Annotated in this window: 18 protein-coding genes; 5 read left to right on the forward strand and 13 right to left on the reverse strand. The window is 61.5% G+C overall.

Annotated elements, in window-relative coordinates; genetic code table 11:
- Positions 1–196: 196 nt before the first annotated feature.
- The 7 genes from ACTHN9_RS22730 to ACTHN9_RS22760 form a co-directional block, all read right to left on the reverse strand.
- Positions 197–607 (reverse strand): hypothetical protein, encoded by a 411-nt coding sequence (locus ACTHN9_RS22730; protein WP_440539026.1) that lies wholly within the window; start codon positions 605–607, stop codon positions 197–199.
- A gap of 13 nt (positions 608–620) precedes the next feature.
- Entirely contained in the window at positions 621–1217 is a 597-nt protein-coding gene (locus ACTHN9_RS22735) for a hypothetical protein (RefSeq protein WP_440539027.1), read from the reverse strand.
- Between the two features lie 181 nt (positions 1218–1398).
- Positions 1399–1968, reverse strand: a complete 570-nt coding sequence (locus tag ACTHN9_RS22740; RefSeq protein ID WP_440539028.1) for a hypothetical protein — start codon at positions 1966–1968, stop codon at positions 1399–1401.
- 132 nt (positions 1969–2100) lie between these two features.
- Entirely contained in the window at positions 2101–2778 is a 678-nt protein-coding gene (locus tag ACTHN9_RS22745) for a hypothetical protein (RefSeq protein WP_440539029.1), read from the reverse strand.
- A 915-nt stretch (positions 2779–3693) separates the two neighbouring features.
- Positions 3694–4893: an MFS transporter gene (locus tag ACTHN9_RS22750; RefSeq protein ID WP_440539030.1), complete on the reverse strand. Its 1200-nt coding sequence runs from the start codon at positions 4891–4893 to the stop codon at positions 3694–3696.
- Positions 4894–4978: 85 nt separating this feature from the next.
- On the reverse strand, positions 4979–7123 hold the full coding sequence (locus ACTHN9_RS22755; protein ID WP_440539031.1) for an ATP-binding protein: 2145 nt from the start codon (positions 7121–7123) through the stop codon (positions 4979–4981).
- Complete coding sequence (locus ACTHN9_RS22760; protein ID WP_440539032.1) at positions 7120–8265, reverse strand: substrate-binding domain-containing protein; 1146 nt, start codon at positions 8263–8265, stop codon at positions 7120–7122. The genes ACTHN9_RS22755 and ACTHN9_RS22760 overlap by 4 nt, the downstream gene beginning before the upstream one ends.
- 490 nt (positions 8266–8755) lie before the next feature.
- On the opposite strand from ACTHN9_RS22760, the gene ACTHN9_RS22765 reads away from it, so the two are divergent.
- Positions 8756–9463, forward strand: a complete 708-nt coding sequence (locus tag ACTHN9_RS22765; protein ID WP_440539033.1) for a response regulator transcription factor — start codon at positions 8756–8758, stop codon at positions 9461–9463.
- Here ACTHN9_RS22765 and ACTHN9_RS22770 read toward each other — a convergent pair.
- The gene (locus tag ACTHN9_RS22770; protein ID WP_440539034.1) at positions 9432–9809 is read right to left on the reverse strand and encodes a response regulator transcription factor; all 378 of its coding nucleotides are present in this window, start codon (positions 9807–9809) and stop codon (positions 9432–9434) included. The two genes, ACTHN9_RS22765 and ACTHN9_RS22770, sit on opposite strands and share 32 nt — an antisense overlap.
- A 252-nt stretch (positions 9810–10061) precedes the next feature.
- Between ACTHN9_RS22770 and ACTHN9_RS22775 the strand changes: the two genes are divergently transcribed.
- The gene (locus tag ACTHN9_RS22775) at positions 10062–10256 is read left to right on the forward strand and encodes a hypothetical protein (protein WP_440539035.1); all 195 of its coding nucleotides are present in this window, start codon (positions 10062–10064) and stop codon (positions 10254–10256) included.
- A gap of 199 nt (positions 10257–10455) precedes the next feature.
- Positions 10456–10584, forward strand: a complete 129-nt coding sequence (locus ACTHN9_RS22780) for a hypothetical protein (protein ID WP_440539036.1) — start codon at positions 10456–10458, stop codon at positions 10582–10584.
- 77 nt (positions 10585–10661) lie between these two features.
- On the opposite strand, the gene ACTHN9_RS22785 is transcribed toward ACTHN9_RS22780, so the two are convergent.
- Positions 10662–11612 carry a LysR family transcriptional regulator gene (locus tag ACTHN9_RS22785; protein WP_440539037.1) on the reverse strand — a complete coding sequence of 317 codons (951 nt, stop codon included), beginning with the start codon at positions 11610–11612 and terminating at the stop codon, positions 10662–10664.
- A 201-nt stretch (positions 11613–11813) separates the two neighbouring features.
- On the opposite strand from ACTHN9_RS22785, the gene ACTHN9_RS22790 reads away from it, so the two are divergent.
- Complete coding sequence (locus tag ACTHN9_RS22790; RefSeq protein ID WP_440539038.1) at positions 11814–13325, forward strand: CoA-acylating methylmalonate-semialdehyde dehydrogenase; 1512 nt, start codon at positions 11814–11816, stop codon at positions 13323–13325.
- A 182-nt stretch (positions 13326–13507) separates the two neighbouring features.
- Here the strand turns inward: ACTHN9_RS22790 and ACTHN9_RS22795 are convergent, their stop codons facing one another.
- Genes ACTHN9_RS22795 through ACTHN9_RS22805 form a run of 3 tightly spaced genes read right to left on the reverse strand, consistent with a single transcriptional unit; the run spans position 13508 to position 15863 of the window.
- Positions 13508–14821, reverse strand: a complete 1314-nt coding sequence (locus tag ACTHN9_RS22795; RefSeq protein ID WP_440539039.1) for a sensor histidine kinase — start codon at positions 14819–14821, stop codon at positions 13508–13510.
- Positions 14822–14826: 5 nt separating this feature from the next.
- Positions 14827–15567 carry a response regulator gene (locus ACTHN9_RS22800; protein ID WP_440539040.1) on the reverse strand — a complete coding sequence of 247 codons (741 nt, stop codon included), beginning with the start codon at positions 15565–15567 and terminating at the stop codon, positions 14827–14829.
- A gap of 35 nt (positions 15568–15602) precedes the next feature.
- Positions 15603–15863 (reverse strand): hypothetical protein, encoded by a 261-nt coding sequence (locus ACTHN9_RS22805; RefSeq protein WP_440539041.1) that lies wholly within the window; start codon positions 15861–15863, stop codon positions 15603–15605.
- Positions 15864–16143: 280 nt separating this feature from the next.
- On the opposite strand from ACTHN9_RS22805, the gene ACTHN9_RS22810 reads away from it, so the two are divergent.
- The gene (locus ACTHN9_RS22810; RefSeq protein WP_440539042.1) at positions 16144–17163 is read left to right on the forward strand and encodes an alpha/beta fold hydrolase; all 1020 of its coding nucleotides are present in this window, start codon (positions 16144–16146) and stop codon (positions 17161–17163) included.
- A gap of 72 nt (positions 17164–17235) precedes the next feature.
- Here the strand turns inward: ACTHN9_RS22810 and ACTHN9_RS22815 are convergent.
- Positions 17236–17592 (reverse strand): trehalase family glycosidase (locus ACTHN9_RS22815; RefSeq protein ID WP_440539043.1); only part of this gene is annotated, 357 nt, incomplete at its 5' end.

Below are 17592 nucleotides of genomic sequence, written 5' to 3' on the forward strand. Positions count from 1 at the left end.
CAATGCATGGTTCGCGTCCATCTGCGTTGCCCCGATCGGACCGCCCCAATCGACGGCGCCATCCACCTCGCCGCGCAGAGCAAGCTTGGCCGCCCAATGACCGCCGAAGCTGACGCCGACAATCGCCTTCTTTCCACTGCCTGCAAGTGCGCCGGTAGTCTATCAGTGCCGTGCAGCGAACGACCGTCGACGCCGATCATTGAACCTCGCATTTTTTCTTCCCGGCGAGAACTATTACCTGCTTGGCTACGATGCCGCTGCAATAGTTGGCCGCGTCCAGCTTCGACATATCGAGGCGGTATCCGTGCGATTGTTTCGTGATACGCAAGGAGTCACCGCCAGCAAGGGAATAAATAATGGTATTGCCGGACACCGTGGGTGCTCCGCTCACGAGGGACGAGTCGATCATGCAATTCAGCGCAACGCCTTGCGATGGCGTACTCGAAAGATAGGAGAAATCGGGTGCCCCACTGTCCTTCTCGGTAATTTCGAGCGAATGCGAGGTACTGCCCTTGTCAGCATCGCACGACAACGTCGGCTTCGCGCACACACCGAGGCTGACCCACGCGAGCACCGGCGCCAAGAACCACACGTGACTTTCTTTCATGTTGATTGCCTCGCTACCAGGCAAGATTTTGGCAGCCAACAACGATGTAGTTGTGTCCGCCGCTATTTTTCAGTCCACTAAAAATCGTATCCGGAAAATCAACACCTGGCTCTCGCAATTTCCTTACATACCGGGCATCGACGCCATCGACATACCCATATCCATCCGGATTTCCATTTTCGATCGGACGCAATTTCAATATCTTGTTAATTTCCGAAAAATTCTTCGCGTCAACCTTCAAGACTACAAAAAATAAAGTAGTGCTTTCCGAGAAATAACGAGCGCTCACTGCGTGATAGCCGAACACGTCTATTTCATCGGGGAAATGGTATCGGATTCCGCCGCCATCGTCTTCGCCGCCGATAGAAACATCGACACCCAGCGTCTCGAGTTGGTGCAATGCATCGCCTGGACCACCAGAAAACTCGCTTCCGTCGAAAACTCCGAGAGCGCCCACATTACACATTACCGCACGCTCTAGCGTATGCCCTAAATCATTCCGCGATGGAATCGTCTCCTTCGAATATACAAACGAGCTAAAAGACAACATCAAGAGCAGCCCCCAACCAAGGGGCCCCGTCACCCTACTCGAATCCGACATGAAGCCCATGAGACACCTTGTACAGACGAGGTTCAACACAACAACAAACCCCACATTATCAGTTGCGCGAGCGAGCGCTTTAGTCACACCTTACCGCAACGGGCGCGTACGTGCCCCGCACGTCAACCCGGCCGCACCGATCGGCGAATAGATGTCATTGGCAGCGGGGACGGCGCGAGCCCCACTGAATTCACTTCACCACAACCGACTTTAAAATCAGCCTTGCTCGCCTAACGGCTTCCGATTTCGACAGATGAAGCGATTGTGCCCCGATCCAATACGTTATGGACAGCGTTTTATTGCGACTCCCCTCAACCAACTCATAGCAATCGCCACCATAGGCTGACGGCCCCTCATTGTCGCTCGCCGGACACCCAGGAAAGGCCTCGTATGCCGCTTCGCCAAACCCGACCGCGACTTCCTCGACCGGCGTTGTCGCGCTAAACAGCATCAACGATCCCTCGCCGCTATACCAATACGGCTTGACCGCGCCAGTATCCTGACCGCACCGACTAAGGCTCGCTCGACAAACGGTCAGGACATCCACTGCGTCTGAACCCTTCACGCTCAAGTAGTAGGTATAGAAACCGTCCTCCGTTACCTCTCCAAATTGCACATTTGAATAGCGAATCTCCGGATAGGAAAACGCCACATGCTCGTCGGAAAATACTTTTCTCGGCTCCTGACTATAGCCGTTCCCACCACACAGAAAGACGAAAACAGATATCAAGCAGGACGAGATTTGCCGCAACAGATTCATTAGTTTCCACCTTGATCGGCCGCGTTGCCGCCCCGTGTGAGACCCGAACGTAGTCATGCCACTCCTCGAACGACACCATCCCTATCTAAGCCCTGCAAGCAAACCGTCGCTCCCGCATATTCCAACCGATCATCAAGGAAGATTGTACTTGCCGGCACGGACGGCATTGCGATAGGGCGCAATGTCACGTCGACTCAAATGCAGCGGCGGAAAGCATGCGCCCGAAATATCGGGGGCAGCATAATATAAAACGAGCGAACCATCGGGCTCGGGTAAAAAGGTCAACGGAAAATTCGTCAATCCCGTTTCCCAATCCGAATCATCCAGACAGGAGACATCGGTCGCGTTTTGCCGTTTATAGCTTTCCCTGACCGATTCAACAAGTTCAGATCGAAGAAAAATTCGCTTATCCTCCCGAGTTGCAACATTATAAATTCGACTCAAATTGATCCGCACTCCCGTTTTCTTATCGATCGCAACTCCATAGCGAAAACTGGAAGGATGCACACCGTCGCACATCGTCTCGCCAGAGATCTCCAGCGAGACCAGTCGCGAGGTTTCCAACACCTTCTTTATCGATCCCCGGTAGTTTCCCGGTCCCTCCATCGCGCTTGCGCTTTCCATACAGTCTTGCGCATCCGACTCAAGACGCTGGCGCAAAGCGCGGAGTGTCTTCAGGAGGGCCGGGGATGCGCCAGCGATTGAGGGGATAGGCCCGATTGCTACCGAACGATCCGCCGCGTGGGCTGGGGCCGACAAGATCGTCGCCAAAAGCAGCACAACGGCGGAAAATTTGATTTCGAACGTCACTATAATATTCGCACTGAGGAATAAAAACGATGCAACTTCCGATAGACTTCACACAGGACTGCGCACGTGATGCCGGTCAGCCCACGACCGCAAAACGGAACACACGCCAAACAGGTTCACAGCACCTTACCAGGCGAGATTTTGGCAGGCAGCTATAATGTTATTCTCCCCACCGCCCTTTTCCACGCCACTAAAAATTGTGCACGGAAAATCCTCATCCTCACCGCCATTTTTCAACTTTCTAATATATTCAACGTCAATCTTATCAAAATATCCATACCCATCCGGATTCCCCCTTCGAATCGGACGCAATTTTAGAATTGCGTTCAATTTATTCAACCCTGATGAATTAGCCTTCAAACTTACGAAAAACAATATTGTACTCTCTGAAAAGAACGTCGCCTCGCGCGCTTCATAACCAAAAAACCCTCGTACCAGGTGGCAAGCGAAATATGATCGCACCGACCTGCTCTGGATCGCGGACGACCGCTCCCCCTAACACCTCGATCCCTCGCGTCGTCTCGCCTGAAACATCGGCATATTCGCTTCCAGCGAACGCCCCGAGCGCATCTGAGTGACATGTCACCGCGCCCTCCAGGGCATGCTCCAAGCTTTCCTTCGACGAAATCATCTCTTGGGAAAATGCTGTGGAATTGCAAAGGAGCACCGATATCGCAGTCAAGCGAGCCAATCTTCTCGCACAGTTTCCAAATTTAAGAAGACACATCTAAAGCCCACCCCGTTCCATTTATCTCAGACCCGTTATGCACAGTCGAACCATCCTATCGCAATCACTAAGCAACGAGTCGATTAATTAAAAACTCTTCTGGTTAAATAGTGATTTAACGTGATCAACGTAATTCGTGTAGGGTGACGGCTCGTGGGGTGTGTTGTTTTGTAAGCCGCCCACACTCCCTACCCCCTCCCACCCGGCGCGGGCGCCACCACCAAAATCAACATCGTCGCCCCGCAAAACGCGGCCCCCGCATAAAACGTCGCCATCGCGCCGACGCGATCCCATAGGGCCCCCGCAATAACGCTCGACGCCAACGTCACCACCCCACTGAGCAAATTGAAGAACCCGAATGCTGTGCCCCGCAGTTGCGCCGGCGCGGTATGCGACACCATCGCCGCCAGCAGGCCCTGCGTCATCCCCATATGCAGCCCCCACAGCAGCACGCCCACCACGACGAAGGGCCAATGCACGGCATGCGCCAACACGATATCGGCCGCGATCAACACGGCGAGCCCGCCGAGAAGGATTCGATTGTGGCTCGCCTCATCGGCCAGCTTGCCGAATGGGTATGCCGACAAGGCGTAGACGACATTCATCGCAACCATCACCAGCGGAACGAGCGCGATAGGCACACCGCTGCCCATTGCCCGAAGCACGAGAAACGCTTCGCTGAAACGCGCCAAGGCAAATACCGCGCCGATTGCGACGACCCACCAATAGTGACGGCTCATCTGCCTAAAGTTGCTCCAGCGGACCGGATTCGTGCGCTTGGCGCCGGCATCGCGTGCCGGTTCACGGATACCCAGCGCCAACAGCGCCACCGCAAGCAGCCCCGGAATCAACGCCAGCCAAAACGCGAGCCGGAAGTTATCGGCCCACAGCAGCATGACGATCACGCCCAGTAGCGGCCCCAGAAACGCACCGATCGTATCGAGCGATTGCCGCAAGCCAAACGCGGCGCCACGCAAATGCGAAGGGGTGACATCGGCGACGAGCGCATCGCGCGGCGCCCCGCGTATGCCCTTGCCTACCCGATCGATCACGCGCGCCGTCACGACGACGCCGATCGTGGGCGCAACCGCGAATAGCGGCTTCGACAGCGCGCCCATCGCATAGCCCGCCACCGCGAGCCATTTGCGATGGCCGAGGTAATCGCTAAGCGCACCGGAAAAAATCTTGACGATAGGGGCCGTCGCTTCGGCCAAGCCCTCGATGACCCCGATCGTCGCCGCGCTGGCGCCTAGGCTCGCCATCAGAAACATCGGCAACAAGCTATGGATCATTTCGGATGAAACGTCCATGCAGAGACTGACACAGCCCAACACCCACACGCTGCCGGGTATTTGTCGGAGAACGCCAACGTGTGAACGAGTTACCATTCGTGTTCGGGAGAGATTCGTGGTCGAGATGCGCCGATTGTACGTACATCGAACGGCACAAGGATGAAGTGCCGCGACCGGCTCTTTACCCCTTCACGGTGTGGCCATCGGCTCGATCGCTCGACGGACTCTGCCCATTGCCCTCGGCCACCGGCACGACGAACTGAAACACGGCGCCGCGCGGCGTATTGGCGCTTGCCCATAACCGTCCGCCATGTGCCTCGACGATCGAGCGGCAGATCGACAACCCCATGCCCATGCCGCCGGCCTTCGACGTATAGAACGGTTCGAAAAGCCGCTGCGCCGCATCGGGCGACACGCCAGGTCCCGAATCGGTGACCGACACGAGAACGGCGCCGGAATCGTCGATGCCGGTGCCGATGGTCAAGTCTTTCGGGCCGTGCTCCATGGCGCCCATCGCCTCGACCGCATTCATGATCAGATTGAGCATCACCTGCTGTAAGGCCACGCGATCGCCTTCGACCGCCGGCACATCCTGCGCGAGCCGCAATCGTACGCATACGCCGTGCTTCGCGATCTCGCCGTGCAAGAAGCCCACGACGTCGCCGATCGCTTCGTCGATCCGCAATCTTTCCATCGACGGCGGGGCGTTCTTGACGAGCCCGTGTATCCGGTTCATCACCTCGCTGGCGCGCTTCATATCCTTGTTGATGCGGTCGAACGCGTCGCGCACTTCGTCCAAGTTGGGCGGCTGCGCCCGCAACCACAGCAGGCCGGCCTGCGCGTTGGTGGCCGTCGCGGCGATCGGTTGCTTGATTTCATGGCTGATGGACGCAGTGAGCTGCCCCATCGTGACGACGCGATTCGCGTGGGCCAGCGCCGTCTGCACTTCGCGATAGCGCCGCTCGCTTTCGCGAAGCTCCGCTTCCGCGCGCTTTTGTTCAGTAATATCGCGCGAGATGCCGAGCAAGAAACGCGGCTCGCCGCGCACGTCGACGATCGGTATCTTCATCGTATGGACAATGCGCTGCCCATAACGCGTGAGGACGGGCTCTTCGGGCACGTTCACCATTTGCCGGGACTCGAGCACGTCGCGATCCTTAGCGGCGAAAAAAACGGCCTCTTGCGGCGGGAATAGATCGTACACCGACTTGCCGATGATTTCGTCTCGCCGGTAACCGAGCAGTTGCTCGCACGCTTTGTTTAAACGCACGAACCGCAGCGTTGCCGCATCGCGGACAAAGATCGTGTCCGGGATGTTCTCGATGATGCTGTTCAGAAAGTGCTCGCTGGCGCGCACGGCCTCTTCGGCATGCTGCCGCTCCACGATCTCCGCCTCTCGATCCGCCAGCGCCTTGCTCAATTCGGCCGTGCGCCGTGCCACACGCCCTTCCAGTTCGATATTGAGCACCTTGAGCGCCTGCTCGACCTGCTTGCGCCGGCGCCGGTCTTCCAGAAATTGTTCGACGGCCCGGGCCATGTCGGCGATCTCGTCCCGCCCGGCCACCGGCACGCCGGCGTCGTGGTCGTGCAAATCGCCATAGCGCAGGAAATGGCTCACCTTGCGTAACCGGCCAACGACATGGCGGCCCAGGAACACATGCGCGATCAGCCAAGCGAGCAGCAGGCTCACCGCCGCTTCGCCCACGATCCACGCGCGCGTTCGGTCCGCGTCTCGCGCCAATTGCTGGACCGCGTCGCGATATTCGCGCGTGAACTGATCCGATTGCCGGCGCGCCGCCACGGCAAGTGCGTCGGCCTCGCCGCGCATCTCCCGATCGAGGCTGGCGAGCGACGCATCCGGCAACGCCGCCGGCCGTTCGCCCCGGGCGGATCGTTCGTTCAACGCACTCGCGCGCACCTGCGCCACGACGTTGACGGTATTGCGAAAGCGCTGGCTCGAGCGATGCAAGGCCAGCGCATCCACGCCGACGTCCTTGCGCGTGGAAGGCGCCGAGGCCAAGCGGTCCACCAGGCCATCGAACGACGATAGACGATCGATAATGCGCCGCTGGGTAGCGCGCACCGCCTCGGCGGTATCGTCGTTCGACAAGTGCAACGTCATCCGTTCGATCGCCACCGTTTGCTGCGCCAGGTCCTGCGCGTCCTGCAATCGCACCAACCGGTCTTCGGCCAGTTGGCGCAGCACATAGGCCGAACCCGTCAACGAATAAACGGTCGTCGCGCCCAGCGCAACGACGAGCGCGACCAGGCATGAAGCGACGAGCGCGAATTGAGCGGTGAGCGTTTGCGGGAGCAGTAATTTCACGGACGCTGCCAAATGTGACGATAGATGTCGCGATAGCCGTTGGCCGGATCGTAGTGCAAACGGTCGCCGCCGTCCGCGGCGATGTTCTCGGCCGTCACCAAATGCACGGGGAATACATAGCCCGTGACCGGCGCGCCGGCGAATAGCCTATTCAATTCGTCGATCAACTGCCAGCCCTGCAGGTTGAGCGGCTCAGCCACCGTGGCGGTCTGGAAGGTCCCGGTCCGAATCCGCAGGAAGGCCGATTCGCTACCGTCTCCCGCGGAAAGCATGGACACGTCGCCGCTCGACGCGCCCGCCTGGGTCAACACCGGCACGGCGTAATCGAAATAGATGTCGTTGATCGCCAAGGCATAAGTCCAACGCTGGCCGTACTGCGCAAGCAGTTCGCGTGTCACCCCGGGCATCAGCGCCTCGCTGCGCGAGATCGCGACATCGCGCACGCCCAGCAAGACGCAACCGCTACACGAACGGATCACCGCGGCCATTTCGTTCGCCTTGTCCTGCGCCACCTGGAAATTGGAGTCGGTAAAAATGACGACGCCCGCATGTCCGTTCGATTGCACGATGGCCGCGAGTGCGGTCACGCGGGCGACCTCGAAAGGATCCGTCGATACGTTCATCGCCACGGGGGCGCCCGGCACGGGTCCAGCCTTGGCGGCGACATGCCAGCCGACGATCGGGATGCCGCGCTGCGCAAACGGCCGCAACGCCGGCAGCAAGGCGTGCGCGTCGCCGCCGATGAGCACGAGCCCGTCCGGACGCCACGCCAGCGCCGTGGACAACATCTTCGTCCGCAATTCGGGCGCCCCCGCGGAGTCGAACAACTCGACGCGCCAGCCGATGGCTTTGGCGGCCTCCAATACGCCGTCGATGACCCCGACGATACCGCCGTTACGCAAATCCTCCGCGACGATCGCCAAGCGTTTGCCGCGTTGAGCCGGCGGCCCGCTGCGCGGGCCGTTCCACGGCGCGGCGGATTGCTCCGCGGCGGCCACGACGCGTTTCGCTTCGGTCAGATTCAGCGCGCTCGCGACGAGGTGAGCGCCGCCGGCCATCGACGCGTTCTGCGCATCTCGCGCCAAGGCGATCGAAGGCAGGCACACGGCCGCCCACAGCCACGCCAAAAACCAACCCCTCATTGCGTACCCCTGCCGCCCCCGATCGGGGTTCGTCGGTCATTGTTTCCCGTGCCGCCCCGAATGACGCTCGCATCGTCGTGCCAGTCACGATTCCACCCATCATGGCGCGTGTTGCCGGCCCCTGGTCAGAAGGAATAACCCTGACGGCGGGCGGGCCCATCGCGCGACTCGTTGTCATGATAAGCGCAGACGGCGCACTCGAGCAGGGTGCAACCCGCATTTCCGTCGCTGCCGGGCCTGGGTGAGCCGATTTGTCGGGCGTAGAATGATTTCGACCATGACCGCGGAATGCCGCAGCTGTTTTCTCGGCGAATGTCGGTTTTAGCAGGGGGATCCGGCCCTCTCATTAAACGTCGCACACGAAAGCGCGGCATGCCGACGCGAGCGGCCAAGGCCCGCATTCGGGGCGCGCTGTCACGAAACGGTGCGTACACTGTACTAAACGGTACGAACCGGTACGAAACAACGATCCCACCGGGAGGAGCAACGGATGAGTTCGACTTCCGATCAGAAGCCGGCCGGCGCGGCACCAGGCGCGCAGCGGCCCGTCGTCTACATTTTGGACGACGACGAAGGGATGCGGCTTGCGCTCGGCAGTTTGTTTCGTTCGATCGGATTACAGGTCGAGATGTTCGACTCCTCGCAAGCGTTTCTGACGTTTCCGAAAATCGAGGCGCCCAGTTGCCTCGTGCTCGACGTCCGGCTACGCGGCGAGAGCGGGTTGGCCTTCCAAGACGAATTGGCCAGAAGCGGCTTGCGCATGCCGATCGTCTTCATGACCGGCCACGGCGATATCGCGATGACGGTAAAAGCGATGAAAGCGGGGGCGGTCGATTTCCTCGCCAAACCGTTTCGCGAGCAGGACATGCTCGATGCGGTGTCCAACGCATTGGCGCGCGACAGCGAGCGTCTGGCGGCCGACCGCTCGACGGCCGCGCTGAGGGCGGCGTACGCGTCGCTGACGCCGCGCGAACGCGAAGTCATGGGATTCGTCATCACCGGCATGTTGAACAAGCAGATCGCATCGGCAATGACCCTCAGCGAAATCACCGTCAAAATTCATCGCGGACAGGTGATGAAGAAGATGGGCGCGCGTTCGGTGGCCGATCTGGTGCGCAAGGCCGAAGCGCTGCACGTCGATCCGATGGCATCGAGCCCGAAAGCATCTAACCCGGCGGCAGGCTCAGCGCAACGTTGAGCCAGTGTTGCATCGCTTGCGCTTCGACGGGTTTTTCGATCACGGCGAGCACGCCGTCCTGACCGACTTTCTCGCATAGGTCGGGCGTCGGGAACGCCGTGATGAATACGGTCGGTATCGTGTAGCCCAGCGCCACAAGCCGATCGTGCATCTGCGTGCCCGACATGCCCGGCATCCGCACGTCCGAGATCAGGCAGGTCGTGTCGGCCAGGCGCGCATGCGCAAAGAATGCCTCGGCCGACGCGAAAAGGTCCGCCTGCCAGCCCAACGAGCGGACTAGGCTCGCGACCGCCAAACGCACGGCCTCGTCATCGTCGACAATCGAAACGGTTCGGCCGGTACCCATGCGGCGTGCCTCGCTGAGTCGGGCGCTATAGCGTAGTTAAGAAGACATCTGGCTCGTATTCATATGGCCAGTCTAGGATGCCCGGGCCGCGACAGACACTATACGAACGTATCGGGCGTCGCCCTATACGAAGGGATGATGCATTGACACCAACATCCGATCGCGGGCACACGTTGGTAGATTTGAGCATAGCGCGCCGCTCTTATATCTTGGGGATATCGCTCGCCGCTTCCTTTCTCGAAAGGCGCCCCCATGTCGACTCACCCTATACGAGGTCATGCCCGCCGGCACTACCGCAACCGGCGACGCGCGTCGATCGCCGTCCTGCGCGGACGCGGATGGGCCGCGTTGCCGAGCAAACTCGGCGTACCGGCGCACCATGTGCCGCTGATGTGCATGCTGTCGAACGGGCGCGCGGCCGATCGCATTTCGTTGCCGAGACATTGAAGCCGCCCGCCCCTCGGGTCCGATACGGATATACGCGGGTATGAGCGCGGCATGCCAAGGCAGGAGCGGGCCGAGCCCTTCGTAGAATGGAACGGAAGCTGCACCGGCACTACCCTTCTTTCATGGCCGATACGCGGCCATTCCGTAGGCGGCAAATGCGAGTGCGCCGCCTCGGAGGAAAGATCGATAGGTCAGAGCCATGCCGAACGTCTTGAGTCACTGGATCCACATTGCCACGCACGCCTACTACGAGTACACGTTCGTGCCATCGCTGAACCGTAGCGTGTTTCGCCGGACGGTCGATCTGAACCTGATCTGCATTCAATAAGCCCCTGGCCACCAAGCGCGCCACGGCCGCCCAGCCGTGGCGGCACCCGATGACAGCCGATATGCGGTGATCCGCTTTCAGTCGAAGGGAAAACCCTCGGCGAAGGATGTCCTCAGAAAGTCGACGAAACTGGTCACCGCCCGCGGCACATGCGGGGCGTAGGGACGCACCACGTACAGCTGCGAGGCGAACGCCCCGAGCGGGCGCCATTCGGGCAGCAACACGACGAGCTTGCCCGAGCGCAGCGCCGCCTGCGCGGTGAAATCCGGCAGCAGCGCAATGCCCAGATGTTCGAGCGCCGCATCGCGCAACGCCTCGCTATTATTCGCCGAAACCGGGCCGGTGACGGTGACGCTTACACGCGATTGCTCGGCGCGTTTGCCCGGCTTTTCGAACGACCATACCCCCTCGCCAAGCGGACGCGGATAGTAAAGACAATCGTGTTGCGCAAGATCGGGCGGCGTACGAGGCGTGCCGCGCGCCCTTAAGTACGCGCGCGTGGCGACCACCACGGACCGCGTATCGCACAATTTCCACGCCACGTGCGTTTCGGGCACCTGGGCGCTATGGCGGATAGCCAAATCGAAGCCCTCGTTGGCGATCGACGTGAGCCGGTCCGATACTTCCAATTGCAAGCGGACATCCGGATTGGCGCGGGCGAACGCGGCGAGACGCGGCACCAGTTGCTGGCGTGTGAAAGCGACGGGCGCGGTAACCCGCACGGTGCCCCGTGCCACGTCGGCCATATCGCGGACCCCGGCAAAGCTCGCCGCGATGCGCTCGAAGCCGACGCGCGTCTCCTCCACCAGCCGTTTGCCCGCTTCGGTGAAATGGACGCTGCGCGTGGTGCGCTGCACCAGCGCAACGCCGGTCACGCGTTCGAGTTCGGCGATGCGCTGGCTCATCGCCGCCTTGCTGACGCCCAGACGCAAGGCCGCCGCCGTGTAGCTGCCTTGCTCGGCCAGCACGTTCAGCCAGTGCAGATGCGTCCAGAGCGCCTCGACGTTTCGCGTATCCAAGAGAGCCATCCCGCCGTTTATGTCAGCCATCCGGGGCGATGATAGCATCGCCCATCGTCATCTTTCATCGATGCGATCTTCGATTGTTCACCAGCAAAAACAATCAATTCAACGCAACGGCCTTTGCATGAGCCGCTTCACTTCGTAAACTGCTCCTAGCGATCCAGTTGATCCAGTTGCCCCATTGCCATCCCTATACGAGGAGACGAAATGCAGCCCTATACCGATTCGAGCGACGTCGTTCATTTCATCGGCGGAAAGATCGAGCGCGGCACCAGCGAGCGCACGCAGCCCGTCTTCAACCCCGCCACGGGCGAAAGCGCGCGCCGCTTGATCCTCGGCGAGGCGGCCGACGTCGATGCCGCCGTCGCGAGCGCGAAAGCCGCGTTCCCGGCTTGGCGCGACACGCCGCCCATTCGCCGTGCGCGCGTCATGCTGCGCTTCCTGGAATTGATGAACCGTCACAAGGAGGAATTGGCGGCGATCATCACGGCCGAGCACGGAAAAGTCATCTCCGACGCGCGCGGCGAAGTGGCCCGCGGCATCGACGTCATCGAGTTCGCCTGCGGCATTCCGCAATTGCTGAAAGGCGACTATACCGAGCAAGTCTCGACGGGCATGGACAACTGGACGGTGCGTCAGCCGCTCGGCGTGGTAGCCGGCATTACGCCGTTCAACTTCCCCTGCATGGTGCCGTGCTGGATGTTCCCGGTGGCGCTGGCCGCCGGCTGTACGTTCATCCTCAAGCCTAGCGAACGCGATCCTTCCGCTTCGCTGTTCATGGCGCGGTTGCTGAAGGAAGCCGGTTTGCCCGATGGTGTCTTCAACGTCGTGCAGGGCGATAAGGTGGTGGTGGACGCGCTGCTCGCGCACCGCGACGTGAAGGCCGTCAGCTTCGTCGGTTCGACGCCGATCGCCAACTACATCTACGAAACGGGTGCCAAGCACGGCAAGCGCGTCCAGGCCCTCGGCGGCGCGAAGAACCATATGGTCGTCATGCCCGATGCCGACCTCGATCAAGCGGTGGACGCATTGATCGGCGCGGGGTATGGATCGGCCGGCGAGCGCTGCATGGCGATCTCGGTGGCGGTGCTCGTCGGCGACGTGGCCGACAAGATCGTGCCGCGGCTGGCCGAGCGGGCTCGCGCGCTCGTCATCAAGAACGGGATGGAAGCCGATGCGGAAATGGGGCCCGTTGTCACGCGCCAGGCGCTCGAACGCATCGAGGGGTATATCGCGACGGGCGTCGAGGAAGGGGCGACGCTCGTGGTGGATGGCCGCGGCTTGAAGGTGGCCGGCCACGAAGGCGGCTTCTTCACGGGCGGCACGCTGTTCGACAACGTCACGCCCGAAATGCGCATCTATCGCGAGGAGATTTTCGGGCCCGTGCTGGCTTGCGTCCGCGTGAAAGACTTCTCGGAGGCCGTGCAACTGATCAACGATCACGAATTCGGCAACGGTGTCGCATGCTTCACGCGCGACGGCCATGTCGCCCGCGAGTTCGGCCGCCAGATCGAAGTCGGCATGGTCGGCATCAACGTGCCGATTCCCGTGCCGATGGCCTGGCACGGCTTCGGCGGCTGGAAGCGCAGCCTATTCGGCGACATGCATGCGTACGGCGAAGAAGGCGTGCGCTTCTATACGAAGCAGAAGTCGATCATGCAGCGCTGGCCGGAAAGCACCGAAAAGGGTGCGGAATTCGCGATGCCCGTGGCGAAATAATCGCGCGGGCGCGAGACGCCGCGCTCGTTGTCGCGTCACGATGCCGGCCCGCGATCGAGCGAAACGCTTCGGTGGCGGGCCGATTGCCATGCGTCAATACGTCCAAGTATTGCCTTCGTCGCACGCCTTGCGCTCGGCCCTTCCGGTGGCCAGCGCAAGCCTGGCACTAGCGTGAACAGGCCCTAGGGTAAAACGACAGTCGCCGTCAGGCCGCCGCCCGGTCGATTCGAAAGCTGCAGCGCGCCACCGATCGCTCGCGTCAACTGCGCGGCGATGGCCAGTCCCAATCCGGCCCCACCCGTATCGCGGTTTCGCGAACCTTCCAAGCGGTAAAACGGTTGCAACACCAGGTCCAATTGATCGTCTGGAATACCGGGCCCACGATCGCTGACAGCGATACGCAGTTCGCCTTGCTCGCCGTGCTTGGCGCTGACCTCGGCGGCACCGGCGTACTTGATTGCATTGTCGACCAAATTGCCCAGTACGCGCCGCAGCGCCTGCCTGCGAACCATCGCCGCACCGGCGACGGACTCCATGAGCGCGACGGGTTTGCCGACATCCTGGTAGTCGTAGACGAGGCTTTCCAGGAACGCACCCACGTCCATCCGTACCGGGGCTTCCGCACCGCCATGCGCGCTGCGCGCATACGCCACGCCCTCGCGCACCAAATGCTCCATGTCGTGCAGATCGCCGAGAATCTTCTCGCGCGTCTCGCCCTCCTGTAGTCCTTCCGCGCGTAGACGCATTCGGGTAATGGGCGTTTGCAGATCGTGCGATATCGACGCCAGGATATGTAAGCGTTCCTTCAGATGGCGAGCGATCCGCTCTTGCATCGTATTGAATGCCGTTGCGGCTTGCGCGACCTCCGTCGGACCGGCTTCGCTCATGCGTGGGCCGTCGGCCGTCGGCGTCATCGCCTCGGCCGCTTCGGCAAGCCGCGTCAGCGGGCGCGTCGTCAATCGAGCCGCGAGCCACGTGCAGCCGAGCAGCACGGCGAGCTGCACCGCCAGCATGATCGGCAACCACCGCGCGATCGGCGCGATGCCGCGCGGCGTGACCATCAACGTGAGCGGCGTGCCGTCGTGCAACGTGAAATGCACTTGATAGCGCCCCTGGTGCGTCGAATCCACGTCGGCCCGCACGCGATAGCTCGCGCCTACTTCACGGGCGATTCGATCCACCAGTCCCCTCGCGCGCTCGTTCGCGAGCGGCGCACCGGGTTCGCCGTTGCCGAGCACGAAACGGTAGTTGTCGCGTTGCAGGCGGCTCAGCCAATCGCGGCGCTCCGCGGCGGGCAAGCGATCGAGCATGGCAACCGACGTGCCCACCTCGTGCTCGACCGTGTCGAACATCACGTTTGTGGCTGTTTCATAGCGCTCGTAGAACATCAGCGCGAATGAAAGGCCCTGAGCCAACATCAATCCCGCGAAGACGATCAGGTAGACCCGCGAAGCCATGCTGCGGGGCAGCCAGCGCGACAATAGCGTCCTGCTCATGCGGCTCACGCGCTCGCGCCGTGCAAGGTGACAGGCATGCTGAACACGTAGCCCTCGCTACGCACGGTCTTGATGTACGCCTGTTCCTTGGCATCGTCTTCGAGGCGGGTACGCAGGCGACTCACCAGCAAATCGATGGATCGATCGAACGATTCCGCGTCTCTTCCTTGCGTTAGATTAAGCAGTTGATCGCGCGAAAGCACACGTTGAGGGTGATCCAAGAACACGCGCAATAGCCGAAATTCCGCACCGCTCAGCGCCACGATCGTGCCGCCCTCGTCGATGAGATGGCGTGCCGTGGTGTCGAGCCGCCAGCGTCCGAACGACAGCGTATCGGCGGTTTCGGTGATTCTCAGATTGGGCGGGAGCATGCGTGCTCGACGAATTACCGCCTTGATACGGGCGAGCAATTCGCGCGGCGAGAACGGCTTGACGACATAATCGTCGGCACCCATTTCCAGGCCGACGATACGGTCGGTTTCGTCGTCGCGCGCGGTGAGCAGGAGTACCGGCACCGCCTTGTGCTTGCCGCTGCGCAAGGTGCGGCACAGCATCAGGCCGTCGTCGCCCGGCATCATGATGTCGAGCACGATCAAATCGAAGGCCGACGTATCCAACTGCATGAACATGTCGCGGCCGTCCACCGCCGCACTGGCTCGCAAGCCGTTCTTGCGAAGATAGTCGACCACGCCGGTGCGGATGTCGCGGTCGTCGTCGACGACGAGGATGTTGTCGATATGTTCCATGACTCGTTCTGAACGATGGTTGCTTGCCTTGCTACCTACGCCTTGCCGAGCAGCGCGCGGATTCGTGCCTCCGTCTGCTCGTCGTCGCCCTCGCCGTAGTGGCGATACACCACTCGGCCGCTGCGGTCGACCCAGTACAGGGCGGGCCAGTAGCGGTTTCCGTAGGCGTTCCAAATGCGGGACTCATTATCCACCGCCACCGGCCAGATGATCCCATATTGCTTCAGGGCCGCCTGCAGCGCCGACGGATCGCGTTCTTCGTCGTATTCGGGCGCCTCTTCGGTAATCGATGGCATCGCCCCGTGCGCTGCCTAGGCCCCATTGAACGCTCGCCACGTATCCCGCACGTATCCGGCCGACCGGATTTTTGTATCTGTTTGTACCAGCACGGCGGGACATGCCCCTGAGCGCTGAGCTGCTTTGTGTATCGCAATGTATCGCGCGCCGCAGCCGATACATTGCGATGCGCTCGAGCGCCCATGGCGACACACGGCGGATACGCCGGCGCGGTCTCCTATGCATACCGGCCGACGCCTCGCCGCGAGGCGGCCGCCTCATCTATCCCAGGAGAACACCATGAAACGCGCAAGCCTAGCCATCGCCGCCTCGTTCGCTCTAAGCCTCGCCTGCCTCGCGCCTAGCGCCCACGCCGAAGACGAATCGGCCCAGCCCTCCACGTCGCTCGCCGCATCGCAGGATCCGTGGGGGCCGCTCAAGCACGTGCGGGCTGGCGTCCTGGATGTCGCCTACGCGGAAATGGGGCCGGCCGACGGCCCTGTCGTCATCCTTTTGCATGGATGGCCGTACGACATTCACAGCTACGAAAAAGTCGCACCGGCGCTCGCCGCCAAGGGCTATCGCGTGCTCGTCCCTTATGCCCGCGGTTACGGCGACACCCGTTTCCTGTCCGACAGCACTATCCGCAACGGCGAACCCGTCGCGCTGGCGCAGGATGTCATCGACTTCATGGATGCACTGCACATCGACCGCGCGGTATTCGGCGGCTTCGACTGGGGCGCACGGACAGCCGATATCGTCTCCACGCTCTGGCCGCAGCGCGTGAAGGCGCTGGTCACCGTGAGCGGTTACCTTATCGGCAGCCAGGAAGCGGGCAAAACGCCGTTGCCGCCTTCCGCCGAGTTGCAGTGGTGGTACCAGTATTACTTCGCCACCGATCGCGGCCGCATCGGCTACGACAAATACCGCCATGACTTCGCCAAATTGATTTGGCAGTTGGCCTCGCCGAAATGGCAGTTCGACGAGGCCACCTTCGAACGCAGTGCCGCCGCTTTAGACAACCCCGATCAAGTGGCGATCACGGTTCACAACTATCGGTGGCGGTTGGATCTCGCCCCGGGCGAAGCGAAATACGCGGCCGAAGAACAACGCCTAGCGCAATTTCCGCCGATCACGGTACCGACCATCGCTTTGGAAGGCGATGCCAACGGCGCCCCGCATCCGCAGCCGCAGGCGTATGCCAAGCGATTCGCCGGCAAATACCGCTTTCGCCTGATCACGGGCGGCATCGGTCACAACCTGCCCGAAGAAGCACCGCAGGCTTTTACACAAGCCGTGATCGACGCCGACCACCTTTGATGCCAAACGGCGGCGCCTCATCGACATTTAGCAATCGCGCTCGCCGCGCCGGGGCGGTCCGATGCACACGCGTCAGTCCGCCCCGGCTTGCTCGTTGTTCGCTTTGCCTCCCTCGTTGCCGACGTGCGTTTTGCGCGCGCCGCGTTTGCGCGGTTCCCCGGCCCGACTGTTGTGCGCGTCGTGTTCCGCGTGGTCTTCCAGCAGCTTGCGTACGACGCCGTTGGTCCAACCGAAGCCGTCCTGCAGCGGATACTCGCCACCACCGGCGGCCGACGTATCGGCACTCACATCATATTTTTCGACGAGTTTGCCCGTGCGGACATAGGCGGCGACATTGGTGCGAATCCAGCGCGTCGCGATCGTGCGCGCAAGCTCGTCCTCGCCATAGCGGCGCAAACCGGTCACCGCGAGATACTGCAGCGGCGCCCA

The organism is Trinickia sp. (genome assembly GCF_051953405.1).
Taxonomy (GTDB): Bacteria; Pseudomonadota; Gammaproteobacteria; order Burkholderiales; family Burkholderiaceae; genus Trinickia.